Source organism: Streptomyces kurssanovii (genome assembly GCF_040677245.1).
Lineage (GTDB): Bacteria > Actinomycetota > Actinomycetes > Streptomycetales > Streptomycetaceae > Streptomyces > Streptomyces kurssanovii.
Genome location: NZ_JBFAQK010000004.1, coordinates 19275 through 38805, shown reverse-complemented (window position 1 = coordinate 38805; position 19531 = coordinate 19275). Strand labels below are relative to the sequence as shown.

General features: G+C 70.3%; 16 protein-coding genes. 12 read left to right on the top strand and 4 right to left on the bottom strand.

The genetic code is table 11. The features are described 5' to 3' along the window. Window positions 1–2 precede the first annotated feature (2 nt). Complete coding sequence (locus tag AB0K36_RS05155; protein WP_037774606.1) at window positions 3–596, bottom strand: SACE_7040 family transcriptional regulator; 594 nt, start codon at window positions 594–596, stop codon at window positions 3–5. An 88-nt stretch (window positions 597–684) separates the two neighbouring features. On the opposite strand from AB0K36_RS05155, the gene AB0K36_RS05150 reads away from it, so the two are divergent. From AB0K36_RS05150 to AB0K36_RS05105, 10 genes are all read left to right on the top strand, one after another. Continuing rightward, the gene (locus AB0K36_RS05150; RefSeq protein WP_364588497.1) at window positions 685–2301 is read left to right on the top strand and encodes a carboxyl transferase domain-containing protein; all 1617 of its coding nucleotides are present in this window, start codon (window positions 685–687) and stop codon (window positions 2299–2301) included. A 19-nt stretch (window positions 2302–2320) separates the two neighbouring features. Further along, a complete protein-coding gene (locus AB0K36_RS05145) occupies window positions 2321–4306 on the top strand; it encodes an acetyl-CoA carboxylase biotin carboxylase subunit (RefSeq protein WP_364588862.1) in 1986 nt (661 codons plus the stop codon). Beyond that, entirely contained in the window at window positions 4303–5247 is a 945-nt protein-coding gene (locus AB0K36_RS05140) for a hydroxymethylglutaryl-CoA lyase (RefSeq protein WP_364588494.1), read from the top strand. Before AB0K36_RS05145 ends, AB0K36_RS05140 begins: the two co-directional genes overlap by 4 nt. 7 nt (window positions 5248–5254) lie before the next feature. After that, a complete protein-coding gene (locus tag AB0K36_RS05135) occupies window positions 5255–6415 on the top strand; it encodes an acyl-CoA dehydrogenase family protein (RefSeq protein ID WP_364588491.1) in 1161 nt (386 codons plus the stop codon). 179 nt (window positions 6416–6594) lie between these two features. After that, window positions 6595–7626: an ABC transporter substrate-binding protein gene (locus tag AB0K36_RS05130; protein WP_364588488.1), complete on the top strand. Its 1032-nt coding sequence runs from the start codon at window positions 6595–6597 to the stop codon at window positions 7624–7626. 2 nt (window positions 7627–7628) lie between these two features. Continuing rightward, window positions 7629–8480: a siderophore-interacting protein gene (locus AB0K36_RS05125; RefSeq protein ID WP_364588485.1), complete on the top strand. Its 852-nt coding sequence runs from the start codon at window positions 7629–7631 to the stop codon at window positions 8478–8480. Window positions 8481–8673: 193 nt separating this feature from the next. Further along, window positions 8674–10149 carry a pyridoxal phosphate-dependent decarboxylase family protein gene (locus tag AB0K36_RS05120; RefSeq protein WP_364588483.1) on the top strand — a complete coding sequence of 492 codons (1476 nt, stop codon included), beginning with the start codon at window positions 8674–8676 and terminating at the stop codon, window positions 10147–10149. Further along, a complete protein-coding gene (locus AB0K36_RS05115) occupies window positions 10133–11392 on the top strand; it encodes a lysine N(6)-hydroxylase/L-ornithine N(5)-oxygenase family protein (RefSeq protein ID WP_364588480.1) in 1260 nt (419 codons plus the stop codon). The genes AB0K36_RS05120 and AB0K36_RS05115 overlap by 17 nt, the downstream gene beginning before the upstream one ends. After that, window positions 11389–11940, top strand: coding sequence for a GNAT family N-acetyltransferase (locus tag AB0K36_RS05110; RefSeq protein WP_364588477.1), 552 nt, complete (start codon window positions 11389–11391; stop codon window positions 11938–11940). The genes AB0K36_RS05115 and AB0K36_RS05110 overlap by 4 nt, the downstream gene beginning before the upstream one ends. After that, a complete protein-coding gene (locus AB0K36_RS05105) occupies window positions 11937–13709 on the top strand; it encodes an IucA/IucC family protein (RefSeq protein ID WP_364588474.1) in 1773 nt (590 codons plus the stop codon). Before AB0K36_RS05110 ends, AB0K36_RS05105 begins: the two co-directional genes overlap by 4 nt. A 116-nt stretch (window positions 13710–13825) precedes the next feature. On the opposite strand, the gene AB0K36_RS05100 is transcribed toward AB0K36_RS05105, so the two are convergent. Continuing rightward, a complete protein-coding gene (locus tag AB0K36_RS05100) occupies window positions 13826–15442 on the bottom strand; it encodes a beta-N-acetylhexosaminidase (RefSeq protein ID WP_364588472.1) in 1617 nt (538 codons plus the stop codon). 334 nt (window positions 15443–15776) lie between these two features. Here AB0K36_RS05100 and AB0K36_RS05095 point away from each other — a divergent pair, with 334 nt between their 5' ends. After that, entirely contained in the window at window positions 15777–16043 is a 267-nt protein-coding gene (locus AB0K36_RS05095; protein ID WP_005317253.1) for a hypothetical protein, read from the top strand. Between the two features lie 53 nt (window positions 16044–16096). After that, window positions 16097–17914 carry a glutamine--fructose-6-phosphate transaminase (isomerizing) gene (gene glmS / locus AB0K36_RS05090; RefSeq protein WP_364588470.1) on the top strand — a complete coding sequence of 606 codons (1818 nt, stop codon included), beginning with the start codon at window positions 16097–16099 and terminating at the stop codon, window positions 17912–17914. Between the two features lie 134 nt (window positions 17915–18048). On the opposite strand, the gene AB0K36_RS05085 is transcribed toward glmS, so the two are convergent. Then, entirely contained in the window at window positions 18049–18618 is a 570-nt protein-coding gene (locus tag AB0K36_RS05085; RefSeq protein WP_037774602.1) for an acetate uptake transporter, read from the bottom strand. A gap of 305 nt (window positions 18619–18923) precedes the next feature. Beyond that, on the bottom strand, window positions 18924–19445 hold the full coding sequence (locus AB0K36_RS05080; RefSeq protein WP_005317245.1) for a universal stress protein: 522 nt from the start codon (window positions 19443–19445) through the stop codon (window positions 18924–18926). Window positions 19446–19531: the final 86 nt, after the last annotated feature.

Genomic DNA, 19531 nt, shown 5'->3' with positions numbered 1-19531 from the left:
CGTCAGCCCGCGAGCGAGGCCAGCGCCCCGTGTGCCAGACGGCGCAGCAGGTCCTCCGTCGCCGCGCGGCCCAGGGGGCCGCCGCCGTTCGCCCCGAGGTGCGGGGTGGAGTTCAGCAGGCCGAAGACCGCGTGCACGGCCGCCCGCGCCTCGGACTCCGCGACCTCGGGATGGAGCTCGCGGACCACGGTCACCCACAGCTCCACATACTGGCGCTGGAGCTGGCGCACCAGCTTGCGGTCACTGTCCCGGAGGCGGTCCAGCTCCCGGTCGTGCAGGGTGATCAGGGGGCGGTCGTCGAGGGCGAAGTCGATGTGACCGTCGATGAGGGACGCGAGCACCGACTCCGGCCCGGTGCCCGCCTCCTCGACCCGCAGCCGCCCCCCGTCCAGGAGGCGCTCACTGATGCCGACCAGCAGCTCCGCCAGCATGGCGTCCTTGCCCGCGAAGTGGCGGTACAGACCGGGACCGCTGATGCCGACCGCGGCCCCTATCTCGTCGACGCCCACGCCGTGGAAGCCGCGCTCTGCGAAGAGGCGGGCGGCCTCCTTGAGGATCTGCTCGCGGCGGGTCGGGGCCGCGGTCCTGGTGCTCATGAACATTCATTCTAGACAGGGCGGTTAGCGCTCGTTAACCTTGACGCAACACGTTAACGCTCATTAACCGAGCAAGGGAGCTCGATCAATGCAGCAGGCACCAGTGCTGGCGAGCGCCGCGGACCCGGCCTCCGAGGCCTGGCAGGCCAATGAGGCGGCACACCAGGAGCTCGCCGACGGTCTGCGGTCCCGTCTCGCGGCGGCCCGCCTCGGCGGCGGCGAGAAGGCGCGCGCCCGCCACACGGCGCGCGGCAAGCTGCTGCCCCGGGAGCGGGTCGACACCCTGCTCGACCCGGGGTCGCCGTTCCTCGAGCTGGCCCCCCTCGCGGCCGAGGGGATGTACGGGGGGCAGGCCCCGGCCGCCGGCGTGATCGCCGGGATCGGCAGGGTCAGCGGCCGTGAGGTCGTGGTCGTCGCCAACGACGCCACCGTCAAGGGCGGAACGTACTACCCGATGACGGTCAAGAAGCACCTGCGGGCGCAGGAGGTGGCGCTGGAGAACCGCCTCCCCTGTGTCTATCTGGTGGACTCGGGCGGCGCGTTCCTGCCGATGCAGGACGAGGTGTTCCCCGACCGCGACCACTTCGGGCGGATCTTCTACAACCAGGCCCGGATGTCCGGCGCGGGGATCCCGCAGATCGCGGCGGTGCTGGGCTCGTGCACGGCGGGCGGCGCGTACGTCCCGGCGATGAGCGACGAGGCCGTGATCGTCCGCAACCAGGGCACGATCTTCCTGGGCGGTCCCCCGCTGGTGAAGGCCGCGACCGGCGAGGTCGTCACCGCGGAGGAGCTCGGCGGCGGCGAGGTCCACTCCCGCGTCTCCGGCGTCACCGACCACCTCGCGGAGGACGACGCGCACGCGCTGCGGATCGTCAGGAACATCGTGGCGACGCTGCCCGCGCGCGGCCCGCTGCCCTGGCAGGTCGAGCCCGCGGAGGAGCCGAAGGTCGACCCGGCGGGGCTGTACGGGGCGGTGCCGGTCGACTCCCGCACTCCCTACGACGCCCGCGAGATCATCGCTCGCGTCGTGGACGCGTCCCGCTTCCAGGAGTTCAAGGCCGAGTTCGGCCAGACGCTGGTGACCGGCTTCGCCCGCATCCATGGCCATCCGGTCGGCATCGTCGCCAACAACGGCATCCTGTTCGCCGAGTCCGCCCAGAAGGGCGCGCACTTCATCGAGCTCTGCGACCAGCGCGGCATCCCGCTCCTCTTCCTGCAGAACATCTCCGGCTTCATGGTCGGCAAGGACTACGAGGCGGGCGGCATCGCCAAGCACGGCGCCAAGATGGTCACCGCGGTGGCCTGCACCAGGGTGCCGAAGCTGACCGTGGTCGTCGGCGGTTCGTACGGCGCTGGCAACTACTCGATGTGCGGCCGCGCGTACAGCCCCCGCTTCCTGTGGATGTGGCCCAACGCCAAGATCTCGGTCATGGGCGGCGAGCAGGCCGCGTCCGTGCTGGCCACCGTCAAGCGGGACCAGCTCGAGGGCCGCGGCGAGCAGTGGTCCGCCGAGGAGGAAGAGACCTTCAAGGACCCGATCCGCGCCCAGTACGAACAGCAGGGCAACGCCTACTACGCGACGGCCCGCCTCTGGGACGACGGCGTGATCGACCCGATGGAGACCCGGCAGGTGCTGGGGCTCGCTCTGACCGCCTGTGCCAACGCCCCGTTGGGGGACGCCGGCTTCGGCGTCTTCCGGATGTGAGGGACCTTCCACGATGACGATGTTCGACACCGTTCTGGTGGCCAACAGGGGCGAGATCGCCGTACGGGTCATCCGCACCCTGCGGTCCCTCGGCGTGCGCTCCGTGGCCGTCTTCAGCGACGCCGACGCCGGGGCCCGCCATGTGCGCGAGGCCGACACGGCCGTCCGGATCGGCCCGGCGCCGGCCGCCGAGAGCTATCTCTCCATCGAGAGGCTGCTCGACGCCGCGACCCGTACCGGCGCACAGGCCGTGCACCCCGGCTACGGCTTCCTCGCGGAGAACGCGGGCTTCGCCCAGGCCTGCGCGGAGGCGGGGCTGGTCTTCATCGGACCGTCGCCGTCCGCGATCTCCCTCATGGGGGACAAGATCCGCGCCAAGGAGACGGTGCGGGCGGCCGGTGTCCCGGTCGTGCCCGGATCGTCCGGCAGCGGGCTGAGCGACGAGGAACTGGCCGCCGCCGCACGCGAGATCGGCATGCCGGTGCTTCTCAAGCCCTCCGCGGGCGGCGGTGGCAAGGGCATGCGCCTCACCCGCGTGGAGTCCGCACTGATGGACGAGATCGCGGCGGCCCGGCGTGAGGCACGTGCCTCCTTCGGCGACGACACGCTGCTGGTCGAGCGCTGGATCGACCGCCCGCGCCACATCGAGATCCAGGTGCTGGCCGACGGCCACGGCAATGTGGTCCACCTCGGAGAGCGCGAGTGCTCGCTCCAGCGCCGCCATCAGAAGATCATCGAGGAGGCGCCGTCCGTCCTGCTGGACGAAGCGACGCGCGCCGCGATGGGCGAGGCGGCCGTGCAGGCCGCCCGCTCCTGCGGCTACCGCGGCGCGGGCACGGTGGAGTTCATCGTGCCGGGCACGGACCCCTCCCAGTACTACTTCATGGAGATGAACACACGCCTCCAGGTCGAGCACCCGGTCACCGAGCTGGTCACGGGACTGGACCTGGTGGAGTGGCAGCTGCGGGTCGCGGCCGGCGAGCGGCTGACGTTCACGCAGGACGACATCACCCTCACGGGCCACGCGATCGAGGCCCGGATCTGCGCCGAGGATCCCTCCCGGGGCTTCCTTCCCTCCGGCGGCACGGTCCTGAGGCTCCTCGAGCCGCAGGGCGAGGGGGTGCGCACCGACTCCGGCCTCAGCGAGGGCTCGGAGGTCGGCAGCCTGTACGACCCGATGCTCTCCAAGGTCATCGCGTACGGCCCCGACCGCCCCACCGCGCTGCGCAAGCTGCGCGCCGCCCTGGCCGACACGGTGACGCTCGGCGTCCCGACGAACGCCGGCTTCCTGCGCCGGCTGCTGGCCCACCCGGCGGTCGTCTCCGGCGAGATGGACACCGGCCTGGTGGAGCGCGAGGCCGAGGGCCTGGTCCCGGCCGGCGTGCCGGACGAGGTGTACGAGGCCGCGGCGGCGGTCCGCGCCGCCGCGCTGGCGCCCCGCCCGGACGGCACCGGCTGGACCGACCCGTTCTCCGTGCCGAACGGCTGGCGGATGGGCGGCGAACCGGCCCCGCTCGCCTTCCCGTTGCGCGTGCCCGGCTCGGACCCGGTGGACCACGCCGTCCGTCGGCAGGCGACGCCCCGGGTGGAGAAGCACACGGTCTCCGTGGAGATGCACGGGGTCACGCACACCTTCCACCGGGCGGGCGACTGGCTCGGCCGGGACGGCGACTCCTGGCACGTGATGGATCACGACCCCGTCGAGGCGTCGCTGAGCGGCGCCGCCCGTTCCGGGGTGGACACCCTCGCGGCCCCGATGCCGGGCACGGTCACCGTCGTCAAGGTCGCCGTGGGTGACGTGGTGGCCGCCGGGCAGAGCCTGCTCGTGGTCGAGGCGATGAAGATGGAGCACGTGATCTCCGCCCCGCACGCGGGGACCGTCACGGAGCTCGACGTCACCGCGGGATCGACCGTCGCCATGGACCAGGTGCTCGCCGTGGTCACCCCTGAAGAGACCGGAGAGACCGGAGAGACCGGCACGACCGGTGGGGAGGTCACCGCATGACCGGTACCGAAGGACTGCCGATGACCGTCCACGGCCAGGGGCTTCCCGACCGTGTGCGCATCCATGAGGTCGGTCCCCGCGACGGCCTGCAGAACGAGAAGTCGGTGGTGCCGACGGAGGTCAAGGCGGAGTTCATCCGCCGACTCGCCGGATCGGGACTGACCACCGTCGAGGCGACGAGCTTCGTCCACCCCAAGTGGGTGCCCCAACTGGCCGACGCGGAGAAGCTCTTCCCGCTCGTGAACTCGCTCGCCGGCGTGCGGCTGCCCGTCCTGGTCCCCAACGACCGGGGCCTGGACCGGGCGCTCGGCCTCGGCGCCCGCGAGGTGGCCGTGTTCGCCAGCGCCACGGAGTCGTTCGCCAAGGCCAATCTCAACCGCACGGTCGACGAGGCGCTCGCCATGTTCGAGCCGGTCGTGACCAGGGCCGTGGAGCACGGTCTGCGGGTGCGCGGCTATCTGAGCATGTGCTTCGGCGACCCGTGGGAGGGTCCCGTGCCCCTCGCGCAGGTCGTCCGCGTCTGCCGCAGGCTGGCCGACATGGGCTGCGACGAGCTGAGCCTCGGCGACACGATCGGTGTCGCCACACCCGGCCATGTGGCGGCCCTGCTCACCGAGCTGGCCGGCGCCGGGGTCCCGGCCGACCGGCTCGCCGTGCACTTCCACGACACGTACGGCCAGGCTCTCGCCAACACCCTCGCCGCGCTCCAGCACGGTGTCAGCGTCGTCGACTCGTCCGCGGGCGGCCTCGGCGGCTGCCCTTACGCGAAGAGCGCGACCGGAAACCTCGCCACCGAGGACCTCGTGTGGATGCTTCACGGCCTCGGCATCGAAACCGGGGTCGATCTCGGCCGGCTCACCGCCACGAGCGTGTGGATGGCCGAACAACTGGGCCGCCCCAGCCCTTCCCGTACCGTCCGCGCCCTCTCCCACAAGGAGTGACCCCCTGATGTCCCTGGACCACCGGCTGTCCGCCGAGCACGAGGAACTCCGCCGTACGGTCGAGCAGTTCGCCCACGACGTGATAGCCCCGAAGATCGGCGACTTCTACGAGCGGCACGAGTTCCCGTACGAGATCGTCCGTGAGATGGGCCGTATGGGCCTGTTCGGGCTGCCCTTCCCCGAGGAGTACGGGGGCATGGGCGGCGACTATCTGGCCCTCGGGATCGCCCTGGAGGAGCTGGCCCGCGTCGACTCCTCCGTGGCCATCACCCTGGAGGCGGGCGTCTCGCTGGGCGCGATGCCGATCCATCTCTTCGGTACCGAGGAGCAGAAGCGGCAGTGGCTGCCGCGGCTGTGCTCCGGTGAGCTGCTGGGCGCCTTCGGCCTGACGGAACCGGACGGCGGCTCCGACGCCGGCGGCACCAGGACCACCGCCGTACGGGACGGCGACGAGTGGGTCATCAACGGCTCCAAGTGCTTCATCACCAACTCGGGCACCGACATCACCGGTCTGGTCACCGTCACCGCGGTGACGGGCCGTAAGGAGGACGGCCGTCCGGAGATCTCCGCGATCATCGTCCCCTCCGGGACGCCCGGATTCACGGTGGCCGCCCCCTACTCCAAGGTCGGGTGGAACGCCTCCGACACCCGCGAGCTGTCCTTCGCGGACGTCCGCGTCCCGGTCGCCAACCTGCTCGGCGAAGAAGGCCGCGGCTACGCGCAGTTCCTGCGCATCCTCGACGAGGGCCGTGTCGCCATCTCGGCGCTGGCGACCGGCCTCGCGCAGGGCTGTGTGGACGAGTCCGTGAAGTACGCGCGGGAGCGGCACGCGTTCGGCAGGCCGATCGGCTCGAACCAGGCCATCCAGTTCAAGATCGCGGACATGGAGATGAAGGCCCATATGGCGCGCGTCGGCTGGCGGGACGCGGCGTCGCGGCTGGTGCACGGCGAGCCGTTCAAGAAGGAGGCGGCCGTCGCCAAGCTGTACTCGTCGACGGTCGCGGTGGACAACGCCCGTGAGGCGACCCAGATCCACGGCGGCTACGGCTTCATGAACGAGTACCCGGTGGCCCGCATGTGGCGCGACTCGAAGATCCTCGAGATCGGTGAAGGCACCAGCGAGGTCCAGCGGATGCTGATCGCAAGGGAGTTGGGCCTCACCGGCTGACCCGGGGCTCACGGCGGCGCGCGGCACCCTCACGGGGCCGCGCGCCGCCGCGTGTTCAAGGTCACTCCGCGCTCGCGCTCCCGGCGCCCGACCGGCCCTGGACAACTTCTGAGGTTAGGCTAACCTACCTTCAAAACCTGCCAGTGGCCTATTCGGCACGTACGAAAGCGGACACCACCATGCCCAACGCCCGAGCTTCCCATCTCACTCGACGCGGCCTGCTCTCCGCCGGCGGCGCCCTCGGGCTCGGCGTGGCGCTCGCCGCGTGCGGCCAGGATTCGAAGGGCGAGAAGGGCGACTCCGACAAGGCCGCCGCCAAGTCCGGCCCTTGGTCCTTCACCGACGACCGCGGCAAGAAGTCCGAGTCGAAGGCCGTCCCGAAGAAGATCGTCGCCTTCACCGGCACCGCCGCCGCCCTGTTCGACTACGGGGTCGAGGTCACCGGGGTGTTCGGCCCGACCAAGACCGCCGACGGCAAGGCCGACGTCCAGGCCGGCGACATGGACATCAGCAAGCTCGAGATCCTGGGCAACGTCTGGGGCGAGTTCAACGTGGAGAAGTACGCGGCGCTCGCGCCGGAGCTGCTGGTGACGGACATGTGGGAGAAGGACGCCCTCTGGTACGTGCCGGACCAGTCCAAGGACAAGATCCTCAAGCTGGCCCCGAGCGTCGCCCTGTGGGCCGCGCAGATCAACATGCCGGGCGCCCTCCAGCGCCGCGCGGACCTCGCGGAGTCCCTGGGCGCCGACATGAAGGCCGCGAAGGTCACCGACGCCAAGGCACGCTTCGAGAAGGCCGCCGAGCGGCTGCGCCAGGCCGCCAAGGCCAAGCCGAACCTGAAGGTCCTGATCGGCTCCGGCAGCCAGGAACTCTTCTACGTCTCCGTCCCGAAGATGTCGGCGGACACGCTCTACTTCCAGGAACTCGGCGTGAAGTTCGTCGAGCCCAAGCCGAACGCCCAGGGCTTCTTCGAGGAGCTGAGCTGGGAGAACGCCGGCAAGTACGGCGCCGACATCATCATGCTGGACAACCGCACCGGCACCCTGCAGCCCGACACCCTCAAGGCCAAGCCCACCTGGGCCGGGCTCCCCGCGGTGAAGGCCGGTCAGGTCGTCCCGCGTGTCACCGAGCCGATCTACTCCTACGCCAAGTGCGCGCCGATCCTCGAGGATCTGGCGAAGGCCATCGAGAACGCGAAGAAGGTCTCCTGACGATGACGACCGAGGCCGAGATCGCCCCGTTCCGTTTCTTCGACCTTCAGGTTGCGCGGACAAGGCGGCTCGGCCCGTCGCTCGTCCGCGTCACCTTCACCGGCCAGGCGGAGGACGGCCTGCGGGACTTCGTGGCCGGCGGCCGCGACCAGTCCCTGTCGCTGTTCCTTCCGCACCCCGGCCAGCCGGCCCCGGTCGTCCCCGTGGACGCGGGTGACGGCGGCGCCATCTTCGCCGCGTGGCGTGCGCTGCCCGACGACGTGCGGGCCGTGATGCGTTCGTACACGGTGCGGGAGCAGCGCGTCGAGGACGGCGAGGTGGACATCGACTTCGCCGTGCACGAGGACGGCGGCCCGGCCTGCCGCTGGGCGCTGGCGGCCGAGCCCGGGCACAAGGTGATGGTGCTCGGCCCCGCGGTCGCCGACAACACCGGTGTGCGCTGCCGGCCGCCCGAGGACACCGACTGGGTGCTGATCTGGGCGGACGAGACGGCGCTGCCCGCCGCCTCGGCGATCCTGGAGTGGCTGCCGGCCGGCCGGAAGGCCAAGGTCTGGCTGGAGGTGCCGCACGGCGGTGACCGGCTGCCGCTCAAGACGGACGCGGACGCCGACATCACCTGGCTCGTCAGGGACGAGGGCGCGCCGTCGGCCGTGGAGGCCGTCGCCGCCGCCGAGTTGCCCGAGGGCGTCGGCTACGCCTGGATCGCGGGCGAGTCCGGCAGCATCAAGGCGCTGCGGCGTCTTCTGGTGAACGACCGTGAGTTCGACCGCCGGAAGGTCACCTTCGTCGGCTACTGGAAGCGCGGCGTCAGCGAGGACGGGCTCCGCGAGGAGCCGGCGGAAGAGGCCGAGTGACCCGTCGCGGCCTCAACTGACCGTCCACGCACGGTCATTGTGTGATCAACGACATAACGGTTGTGCCCCGAGGGGGGCGAGGGACTTTCGAGGCTTGAGTTAGGTTAGGCTTACCTTACTTAAGGCGTCGCCCTCGCCCCCTTCTTCCTGTCCCCTGAGGCGCGACCAGGTCCCCGCCACGGGAGGACATTGCATGCGCTCGCACCTGCTCAATGACATGACGGCGGAGCACTACCGGCGCTCCGTGACCGAAGGAGTCGAGCGGGTGGCGAACCGACTCGCCACGACCCGACGGCCGTTCACCGGAGTCACCCCTGACCAGCTCGCCCCGGTCGTCTCCGCGATCGACCTCGACCGGCCGCTCGGAGACGCGTCCGCCGCCCTGGACGAGCTGGAGGACGTGTACCTCCGGGACGCCGTCTACTTCCACTCCCCCCGCTACCTCGCCCACCTCAACTGCCCGGTCGTCATCCCGGCCGTGCTCGGCGAGGCGGTCCTCTCCGCGGTCAACTCCTCCCTGGACACCTGGGACCAGAGCGCCGGCGGCACCCTCATCGAGCGCCGCCTGATCGACTGGACCGCGCAGCGGATCGGCCTCGGCCCCGCCGCCGACGGCGTGTTCACCAGCGGCGGCACCCAGTCCAACCTCCAGGCCCTGCTGCTGGCCCGCCAGGAGGCCAAGACCACCGACCTGGCGAAACTGCGCATCTTCAGCTCCGAGTGCAGCCACTTCAGCGTCCAGAAGTCCGCCACCCTCCTCGGGCTCGGCCCCGAGGCCGTCGTCTCGATCCCCGTGGACCGCGACAAGCGGATGCAGACCGTGGCGCTCGCCGCGGAGCTGGAGCGCTGCCGCGCCGAGGGCCTCGTCCCCATGGCCGTCGTCGCGACCGCGGGCACCACGGACTTCGGCTCCATCGACCCGCTGCCGGAGATCGCCGAGCTCGCGGGGCTGTACGAGACCTGGATGCACGTCGACGCCGCCTACGGCTGCGGGCTGCTGGCCTCGCCCACCCGCCGCCACCTCCTCGACGGCATCGAGCACGCCGACTCGGTCACCGTCGACTACCACAAGTCCTTCTTCCAGCCGGTGAGTTCCTCGGCGGTGCTGGTGCGGGACGCGGCCACGCTCCGCCACGCCACCTACCACGCCGACTACCTCAACCCGCGGCCCACTGTGGATGTGGGGGCACCTCCCGCGTCCGGAGGACTGCGGGGGAGGATACCGAATCAGGTCGACAAGTCCCTGCAGACCACCCGTCGCTTCGACGCGCTCAAGCTGTGGATGACGCTGCGGGTGATGGGCGCCGACGGGGTGGGGCAGCTCTTCGACGAGGTGTGCGACCTCGCAGCCGCCGGCTGGGAGCTGCTCGCCGCCGACCCGCGCTACGACGTGGTCGTGCGGCCGCAGCTGTCCACCCTGGTCTACCGCTACATCCCGCGGTCCGTCACGGACCCCGCCCTGATCGACCGGGCCAACCTGCACGCCCGCAAGGCGCTGTTCGCGTCGGGCGAGGCCGTGGTCGCCGGCACCAAGGTCGGCGGGCGTCAGTACCTGAAGTTCACCCTGCTCAATCCCGAGACGACGACCGAAGACATCGCCGCCGTCCTCGACCTGATCGCCGGCCACGCCGAGCAGTTCCTTGGAGAGAACCTTGTCCACGCCTCTTGATTTCATCGGTATCGGCCTGGGTCCGTTCAACCTCGGTCTCGCCTGCCTGACCGAGCCGATCGACGAGCTGAACGGCCTGTTCCTGGAGTCCAAGCCGGACTTCGAATGGCACTCCGGGATGTTCCTGGAAGGCGCCCATCTCCAGACGCCGTTCATGTCGGACCTGGTCACCCTCGCCGACCCGACCTCGCCCTACTCGTTCCTGAACTACCTCAAGGACAAGGGCAGGCTCTACTCCTTCTACATCCGGGAGAACTTCTACCCGCTGCGGACCGAGTACAACGACTACTGCCGGTGGGCCGCGGCCCGGCTGAGCAGCATCCGCTTCAACACCACCGTCACCTCGGTGTCGTACGACGAAGAGGGCGAGGTGTACGTGGTGCGCACCGCCGACGACGCATTCACGGCCCGCCGTCTCGTCCTGGGCACCGGCACCCCGCCGTACATCCCCGAGGCCTGCCAGGGCCTCGGCGGGGACCTGCTGCACAACTCGCGCTACCTGGACCACAAGGAGGCGCTGCAGAAGAAGGAGTCGATCACCCTCGTCGGCAGCGGCCAGAGCGCGGCGGAGATCTACTACGACCTGCTCTCCGAGATCGACGTGCACGGCTACCGGCTCAACTGGGTGACCCGCTCCCCGCGCTTCTTCCCGCTGGAGTACACCAAGCTGACGCTGGAGATGACCTCCCCGGAGTACATCGACTACTTCCACGCGCTGCCGGAGGAGACCCGCTACAGACTCGAGTCCCAGCAGAAGGGCCTGTTCAAGGGCATCGACTCGGAGCTGATCGACGCGATCTTCGACCTGCTCTACCAGAAGAACCTGAAGGGCCCGGTCCCCACCCGGCTGCTGACGAACTCGGCGCTGCGGACCGCCTCGTACGAGGACGGCACCTACACCCTGGGACTGCGCCAGGAGGAGCAGGGCAAGGACTACGAGCTGCACACCGAGGGCCTGATCCTGGCCACCGGCTACCGGTACGTCACCCCCGCCTTCCTGGAGCCCGTCGCCGACCGGATCCGGCTCGACGGCCACGGCCGCTTCGACGTCGCCCGCAACTACTCCATCGACACGGCCGGCCGGGAGATCTTCCTGCAGAACGCGGGCGTGCACACCCACTCGATCACCTCGCCCGACCTGGGCATGGGCGCCTACCGAAACGCCTACATCATCGGCGAGCTGCTGGGCAGCGAGTACTACGCCGTAGAGAAGTCCATCGCGTTCCAGGAGTTCGCTGTATGAGCACCACCACCGCCGTCGGTCCCCTCACCGTCCGGCCCCTCGACCCGTTGGCGGACGCCGAGCTGCTGCACAGCTGGGTCACCCACCCGAAGGCCGCGTTCTGGATGATGCAGGACGCGAAACTCCAGGACGTCGAGCGCGAGTACATGCGCATAGCGGCGCACGAGCACCACCACGCGTTCATGGGCCTCCACGACGGCGAACCCGCCTTCCTGATGGAGAGCTACGACCCGCGGTACGTGGAGCTCGTCGGGCTGTACGAACCGGAGCCCGGCGACGTCGGCATGCACTTCCTCGTCGCGCCGACCGACCGGCCCGTGCACGGCTTCACCCTCGCCGTGATCACCGCCGTGATGCGGGAGCTGTTCGCCGATCCGGCGACGAAGCGGGTCGTGGTCGAGCCGGACGTCGGCAACTCGGCCGTGCACCGGCTCAACGAGGCCGTCGGCTTCGTCGCAGCCGAGAAGATAGTGAAGCCCGAGAAAGAGGCTCTGCTGAGCTTCTGCACCCGCGAGCAGTTCGAGGCGGCCACGGCGGTGACCCGATGAATCCCGTGTCCCACCTCACGCCCGACCGCTGGGCGCACGCCAACCGGCTCCTCGTCCGCAAGGCCCTCGCCGAGTTCGCCCACGAGCGGCTGCTGACCCCCGAGCACCTCGGCGACGACGCCTACCGCCTCGTCGCGGACGACGGCGCGACCGAGTACCGCTTCACCGCCCGCCGCTTCGCCCTCGACCACTGGCAGGTGGCCGCCGGGTCGATCAGCCGTCACCGCGACGGCGCGCGGCTGCCGCTGGACGCGCTGGAGTTCGTCATCGAGATGCGGGGCTCACTCGGGCTGAGCGACGAGATCCTGCCCGTGTATCTGGAGGAGATCTCCTCCACCCTCTCCGGCACGGCGTACAAGTCGGCGAAACCGCCGGTCACGGCCGCCGAGCTGGCCGAGGCGGACTTCCAGGCCGTCGAGACCGGCATGACGGAGGGCCACCCCTGCTTCGTCGCGAACAACGGCCGGCTCGGCTTCGGCATCGACGAGTACCACGCCTACGCCCCGGAGGCCGCGAACCCCCTCCGGCTGGTGTGGCTGGCGGCCCGCCGCGACCGCGCCGCGTTCACCGCCGGCGCGGGCATCGACTACGAGACCTTCATCCGGGCCGAGCTCGGCGACGACGCCGTGGACCGCTTCGCCAAGAGCCTCGCGGACCAGGGCCTCGATCTCGCCGACTACCTGCTGATCCCGGCCCACCCCTGGCAGTGGTGGAACAAGCTGTCCGTGACCTTCGCCGCCGAGATCGCCCAGCAGCGGCTGGTGTACCTGGGCGAGGGCGACGACCGCTACCTGGCGCAGCAGTCCATCAGGACGTTCTTCAACACCGACGCCCCGGCGAAGCACTACGTGAAGACGGCCCTGTCCGTCCTCAACATGGGGTTCATGCGCGGTCTCTCGGCCGCGTACATGGAAGCGACGCCGGCCATCAACGACTGGCTGGCCGGGCTGATCGACGGCGACGACGTGCTGAAGGCCGCCCGCTTCTCGATCATCCGCGAGCGTGCGGCCGTGGGTTACCGCCACCTCGAGTACGAGGCCGCGACCGACCGGTACTCCCCCTACCGCAAGATGCTGGCCGCCCTGTGGCGCGAGAGCCCGGTGGCGTCCCTGGAGGACGGCGAGCGGCTCGCCACCATGGCGTCCCTGCTGCACGTCGACCACGAGGGCCGGTCGTTCGCGGGCGCGCTGATCACCGGCTCCGGACTGGCCCCCACCGAGTGGCTGCGCGGCTACCTGGACGCCTACCTGCTGCCGGTGCTGCACAGCTTCTACGCCTACGACCTGGTCTTCATGCCGCACGGCGAGAACGTCATCCTGGCGCTCGGCGAGAACGGCACGGTCCGGCGGGCGATCTTCAAGGACATCGCGGAAGAGATCGCGGTGATGGACCCGGACGCGGTACTGCCTCCGTCCGTCGACCGGATCCGGGTGGAGGTGCCCGAGGAGACGAAGATCCTCTCGATCTTCACGGACGTCTTCGACTGCTTCTTCCGCTTCCTCGGCGCGACGCTCGCCGAGGAGGAGGTGCTCCGCGAGGACGACTTCTGGCGCACGGTCGCCGAGTGCGTCCGCGCGTACCAGCGGTCGGTGCCGGAGCTGGCGGACAAGTTCGCGCAGTACGACATGTTCGCGGACGAGTTCGCGCTGTCCTGCCTGAACCGGCTCCAGCTGCGCAACAACCGGCAGATGGTGGACCTGGCCGACCCGTCGGCCGCGCTCCAGTTCGTCGGCACGCTGACGAACCCGATCGCACGGTTCTCCTCCTAGCGCCCCACGGCACCGGGCGTTCCTCGGAACGCCCGGCGGCGGGCCGGCGCCCGAGAACGGCCGGCGCCCGGCGGGATACGGTCCCTCCCGCCGGGCGCCGGTTCCTCACCCGACGCTCACTGCGCGGGCCACGGCACCTGCGGCGAGCGGTAGAAGTCGATACCGAGCGCCGACAGCCGCGGCCCCTGGGCCGCGAGCCGCACCTTGTAGGTGTCCCAGTCGTGCGTGGACGCCGGTGACCAGCCCAGCTCCGCGACCCCGGGCAGACGCGGGAACGCCATCCGGTCGATGTGCGCGTCGCTGGAGATGGTCTCCGTCCACAGGGGCGCCTCGACGCCCCGGACCGCACTCGCCGGCGCGCCCGGCAGGTAGGTGCCGGGGTCCCAGTCGTAGGACCTCCGCACCTCGACGTATCCGGCCCAGGCGAGGCCCAGTTCGGTGTTCTCGTCGTACTTCATGTCGAGGTAGACCCGGTCGGCCGGCGAGAGGATCAGGCCCGTGCCGTTCTGCGCGGCCTCAGCGACCCGCGCCTTCTCGGCCTGACTCGTGCCGTCGAGGCCCCAGTACTGCGCCAGGGCGCCCTTCTGCGGGCTCGCGCCGGTCAACTGGTGCCAGCCGATGACGGTCTTGCCGTACTTGGCGACGATCGGCTGCACCCTGTTCATGAACGCCACGTAGTCCTCGTGGCTGGTGGAGTGCGCCTCGTCGCCGCCGATGTGGATGTACCTGCCGGGCGTGAGCGCGGCCACCTCCCGGATCACGTCGTCCACGAAGTCGTACGTCAGCTCCTTGCGCACGCACAGCGAACTGAAGCCGACGGCCGTGCCCGTGTAGAGCGGCGGGGCCACGCCGTCGCAGTTGAGCTCGGCGTACGAGGCCAGGGCGGCGTTGGTGTGCCCCGGCATGTCGATCTCCGGCACGACCTCCAGATAGCGGGAGGAGGCGTACCGGACGATCTCCTTGTACTGGGCCTTGGTGTAGTGACCGCCGGGGCCTCCGCCGACCTGCGTGGAGCCGCCGTACGCGGCCAGCCGCGGCCACGAGTCGACGGCGATGCGCCAGCCCTGGTCGTCGGAGAGATGGAGATGGAGGGTGTTGATCTTGTAGAGGGCGAGGTGGTCGATGTAGCGCTTGACCTGCTCGACCGTGAGGAAGTGCCGCGAGACGTCGAGCATCGCGCCCCGGTGCGCGTAGCGCGGGACGTCGGTGATCGTGCCGCCCGCGACCTGCCACGGGCCGCCGCGGGGAGAGTCCGCCTCGATCGCGGCGGGCAGCAGCTGACGCAGCGTCTGCACACCGTGGAAGAGCCCGGCGGGCCGGTGCGCGGTGATCGTGAGCCCGCCCGGAGCGGACTTCAGGCGGTAGCCCTCGTCGCCCAGGGCGCTCTCCCCGGCGCTGAGCCGCAGGCTGATCGACCTGGCCGCGGGCCGGGTGGTGATCGGGAGGGCGTAACCGGTCGAGGGGCGCAGCACCTCGGCGAGGCGCTCGGCGACCGCGCGGGCCCCGGGTGAGGCATCGGTACGGATCGTGGTGGCCGCGGTCAGGGTGTAGGGGGCGCCGCCCGGCTCGGCGGAGGCGGGTGCGGGGACGATCTGGCCGAGCGGCCGGACGGTGGCGGCGCTGTCGGCGCCGGAGGCCGCGGCCGGGTCCGAGGCGACGGCGCCGGAGAGGGCGGCCGCCGTGACAAGCAGGAGCGAACCGAGGAGGCGGGGAATCGGTCTGGGCTGACTCACAGGCTGGGGTCCCTTCGACGGGGTTCTCGTCTGTGCGCAGAGCAACCGCTCGATCACCATGCGTACCGTGAGCCTCAACTGCGGTCAAGGTGTAGACCACTTGTCGTTCCACGGACGGGAAAATCCCCCGTCGGCGGAGATCATCCGGACGGGCCGCCCGCACCGATGACGGTGGCGCGGGACGCGGATCCACCGACCGAGGACGGGGGCGGCACGTCCGAGCAGACCGCCTCCGGACAGATGTGAGCTATCTCCTGCCCGGAATCGGGCAGGATTCTTGCGAAGAGCAGCGCCCGCCCTCCAATATCTACGGGTGCTCGAACCTCGCCCGTCTGTGCGCCTGTCGCACGACGACCTCATCGACCACCTGGTGCGCAGCACCGCGCTCCAGCGCGGTGAAGCCGCCCGGGTGGTGCTCGATGTACTGGCGTACTTCGACGAGACGACCGAGGAGTTCGTCCGCCGCCGCCATCGCGAACTCAAGTCCGGCGGCGCGGTGAACACCGAGATCTTCGAGCGGATCGCGGCCGAACTGCCGCACCGCGCCGTGGCGCCGCCGGAGCTCTCGCTCCGCCAGCTGCGCCGCATGGTCTACGGCTGAGCAGCCCCACCGGGGCCGGGCACACTTCTGATCTATGGAGGGGCAGAAACCATATGTGTGGAATTGTCGGATACATCGGCAAGCGTGACGTTGCTCCGCTGCTGCTGGAGGGCCTGCAGCGGCTCGAGTACCGCGGCTACGACTCCGCGGGCGTGGTCATCAGCAGCCCGAAGTCCCCCGCGCTGAAGATGGTCAAGGCCAAGGGCCGCGTCCGCGAGCTCGAGGCCCGCGTCCCCAAGCGCTTCGCCGGCACCACCGGCATCGCCCACACCCGCTGGGCCACCCACGGCGCCCCCAGCGACATCAACTCCCACCCGCACCTGGACCCGGAGAACAACGTCGCCGTCGTCCACAACGGCATCGTGGACAACGCCGCCGAGCTCCGCCTCAAGCTGGAGGCGGACGGTGTCGTCTTCGCCTCCGAGACCGACACCGAGGTCATCACCCACCTGATCGCCCGCTCCCAGGCCACCACCCTGGAGGAGAAGGTCCGCGAGGCCCTCAAGGTGATCGAGGGCACGTACGGCATCGCCGTGATGCACGCCGACTTCGCCGAGCGCATCGTGGTCGCCCGCAACGGCTCCCCCGTCGTCCTCGGCATCGGCGAGAAGGAGATGTTCGTCGCCTCCGACGTCGCCGCCCTGGTCGCCCACACCCGCCAGATCGTCACCCTCGACGACGGCGAGATGGCCACCCTCAAGGCCGACGACTTCCGTACGTACACGACCTCGGGCGCGTCCACCACCGCCACCCCGGAGACCGTCGAGTGGGAGGCCGCCTCCTACGACATGGGCGGCCACGACACGTACATGCACAAGGAGATCTCCGAGCAGCCCGACGCGGTCGACCGTGTGCTGCGCGGCCGGATCGACGACCGGTTCAACACCGTGCACCTGGGCGGCCTGAACCTGGACGCCCGTGAGGCCCGCGGCATCCGCCGCGTGAAGATCCTCGGTTGCGGCACGTCCTACCACGCGGGCCTGATCGGCGCCGGACTCATCGAGTCCCTCGCCCGTATCCCCGCCGACGCCGAGCCGGCCTCCGAATTCCGCTACCGCAACCCGGTCGTGGACCCCGACACCCTGTACATCGCCGTCTCCCAGTCCGGCGAGACCTACGACGTGCTCGCGGCCGTCCAGGAGCTCAAGCGCAAGGGGGCCCGCGTCCTCGGCGTGGTCAACGTCGTCGGTTCCGCGATCGCCCGTGAGGCCGACGGCGGCACGTACGTCCACGCCGGCCCCGAGGTGTGCGTCGTCTCCACGAAGTGCTTCACCAACACGGTCGTCGCCTTCGCCCTGCTCGCCCTGCACCTGGGCCGCATCCGCGACCTGTCCGTCGCCGAGGGCAAGCGGATCATCGAGGGCCTGCGCAAGCTGCCCGCGCAGATCAGCGAGATCCTCGAGTCCGAGGACGAGATCAAGAAGCTGGCCGAGCAGTACGCGGACGCCAAGTCGATGATGTTCATCGGCCGGGTGCGCGGCTACCCGGTGGCGCTCGAGGCCTCCCTGAAGCTCAAGGAGATCTCCTACATCCACGCCGAGGCCTACCCGGCCTCCGAGCTCAAGCACGGCCCCCTCGCGCTCATCGAGCCCGCGCTGCCCACCGTGGCGATCGTGCCGGACGACGAGCTGCTGGAGAAGAACCGGGCCGCGCTCGAGGAGATCAAGGCGCGCAGCGGCCGCATCCTCGCCGTCGCCCACCGCGAGCAGGAGAAGGCCGACCACACCATCGTGGTGCCGAAGAACGAGGACGAGCTGGACCCGATCCTGATGGGTATCCCGCTCCAGCTCCTCGCCTACCACACCGCGCTGGCGCTGGGCCGGGACATCGACAAGCCGCGTAACCTCGCCAAGTCCGTCACCGTCGAGTAGGCGACGGCCGCAGGACCGGTTCATGAGGAACGCCCCCTGTGTGTGCCAACCGTGCACACAGGGGGCGTTCCCTTTTCATCGGGCGGGCGCCACCCGAAGCGCCGCCCGTGGAGCTGCCGTGAGGCCCATGGACCTCAGCCGGTGGCCGTCACCCGCCGGCCGGCAGCGCGCCCCGTGAACGTCGGCCACTTGGCGAGCGCCGCCGTCGCGCCGTACCAGGCCACCAGGCCCGCGACCGCGCCGACCCAGCCGCCGGCCTTGGCCAGGCCCTCGTTGCCCGCGAAGGCGGCTATGCCGCCCAGCAGCAGCGCGAGGGTCAGCAGCCCGTACACCCCTTGGCCGAGAACGCCGCTGCCGGAGGCGGCGGCGGTCAGCGTCAGGGCGAGCAGCGCCCACAGCAGCATGAACAGGCCCGCCGCCTCGGCCGAGGTCTCGCCTCCCACGGCGGTCCCCCAGGTGAACCAGAAGGCGCCGAGACCGGCGAAGGCGGTTCCCGAACCGCCGTTGCCCGCGCGGAACTCGAGCAGGCCGACGACGAAGAGCGCCACTCCGCCGACCCATGTCGCGAGCGCGGCGGCATCGGCGGCGGAGACGTTGTCGATCACCCCGGTGTTGCCCACACCGAAGGCCAGCAGCGTCAGCCCGAGGGCGAGGTTGCCGAGAGTCGAAGTAGAACCAGTTCCCGCAGAGACTCCGTTGTCCACGGCGGGCTCCCTTCCTGTCCTGTGCAGTTGTTCTGCGCCATGTGCTGCAATCCCAGCGACCGGATATCTACCCTTCACAAGTGCACAATCCACCTGTTACGCATGGATAGATTTCCGTACATGCCTGGTGTGTCGGGGAGTTGACGGAGCCTCACCCGACAGGCGGTGACAAGGGGGAACAAGCGGACCACCGGGACGGCCGGGACGTCGGGTCCCGGGCCGGCGATCCGGGGAGACGCGCAGGAGATCCGGTTCAGGTTCGGTCAGGGGATCCGGTTCAGGAGGGCCGGTTCAGGAGATCCGGTTCAGGGGATCACGACGACCGGGCGCTGCGCGCGCTTCGCGAGCCGCCCCGCGACCGACCCGAAGAGCCGGCCGACGATGCCGTGCGTGGAGCCGACCACGATCGCGTCCGCCGAATACTCGCGGCCGACCTCTTCCAGCTCGTGACAGATGTCGCCGCCGCGCTCGACCAGGATCCACGGGACCTCGGCGAGGTAGTCCGCGCAGGCCAGCTCGAGGCCCAGCACCTCGGTGCGGTGATCGGGCACGTCGACGAAGACGGGCGGCTCGCAGCCGGCCCAGACCGTCGTCGGCAGCCGGTTGGCGACATGGACGATGATCAGACCGGATCCGGTCCGCCTCGCCATGCCGATGGCGTAGGCGAGCGCTCGCTCACTGGATGTCGATCCGTCGAAACCGACGACGACTCCGTGCCGGAAGGCGGGATCGCATGAATGGCGTGCTTCTTCAGCCGCCCGCAGGTCCGACAGAGGATCGGCTACCTGCTTGCGGTCCGCGGGTTCGGGGATTTCGTGACCGGCCATCGGTGTCTCGGCGAAGGAGGTCCTCTTCGGAGTGATCGATTGAGGAAAGCGCGTCGGCTGGAGGGGCGGTGGAGCTGTGTCCGGGA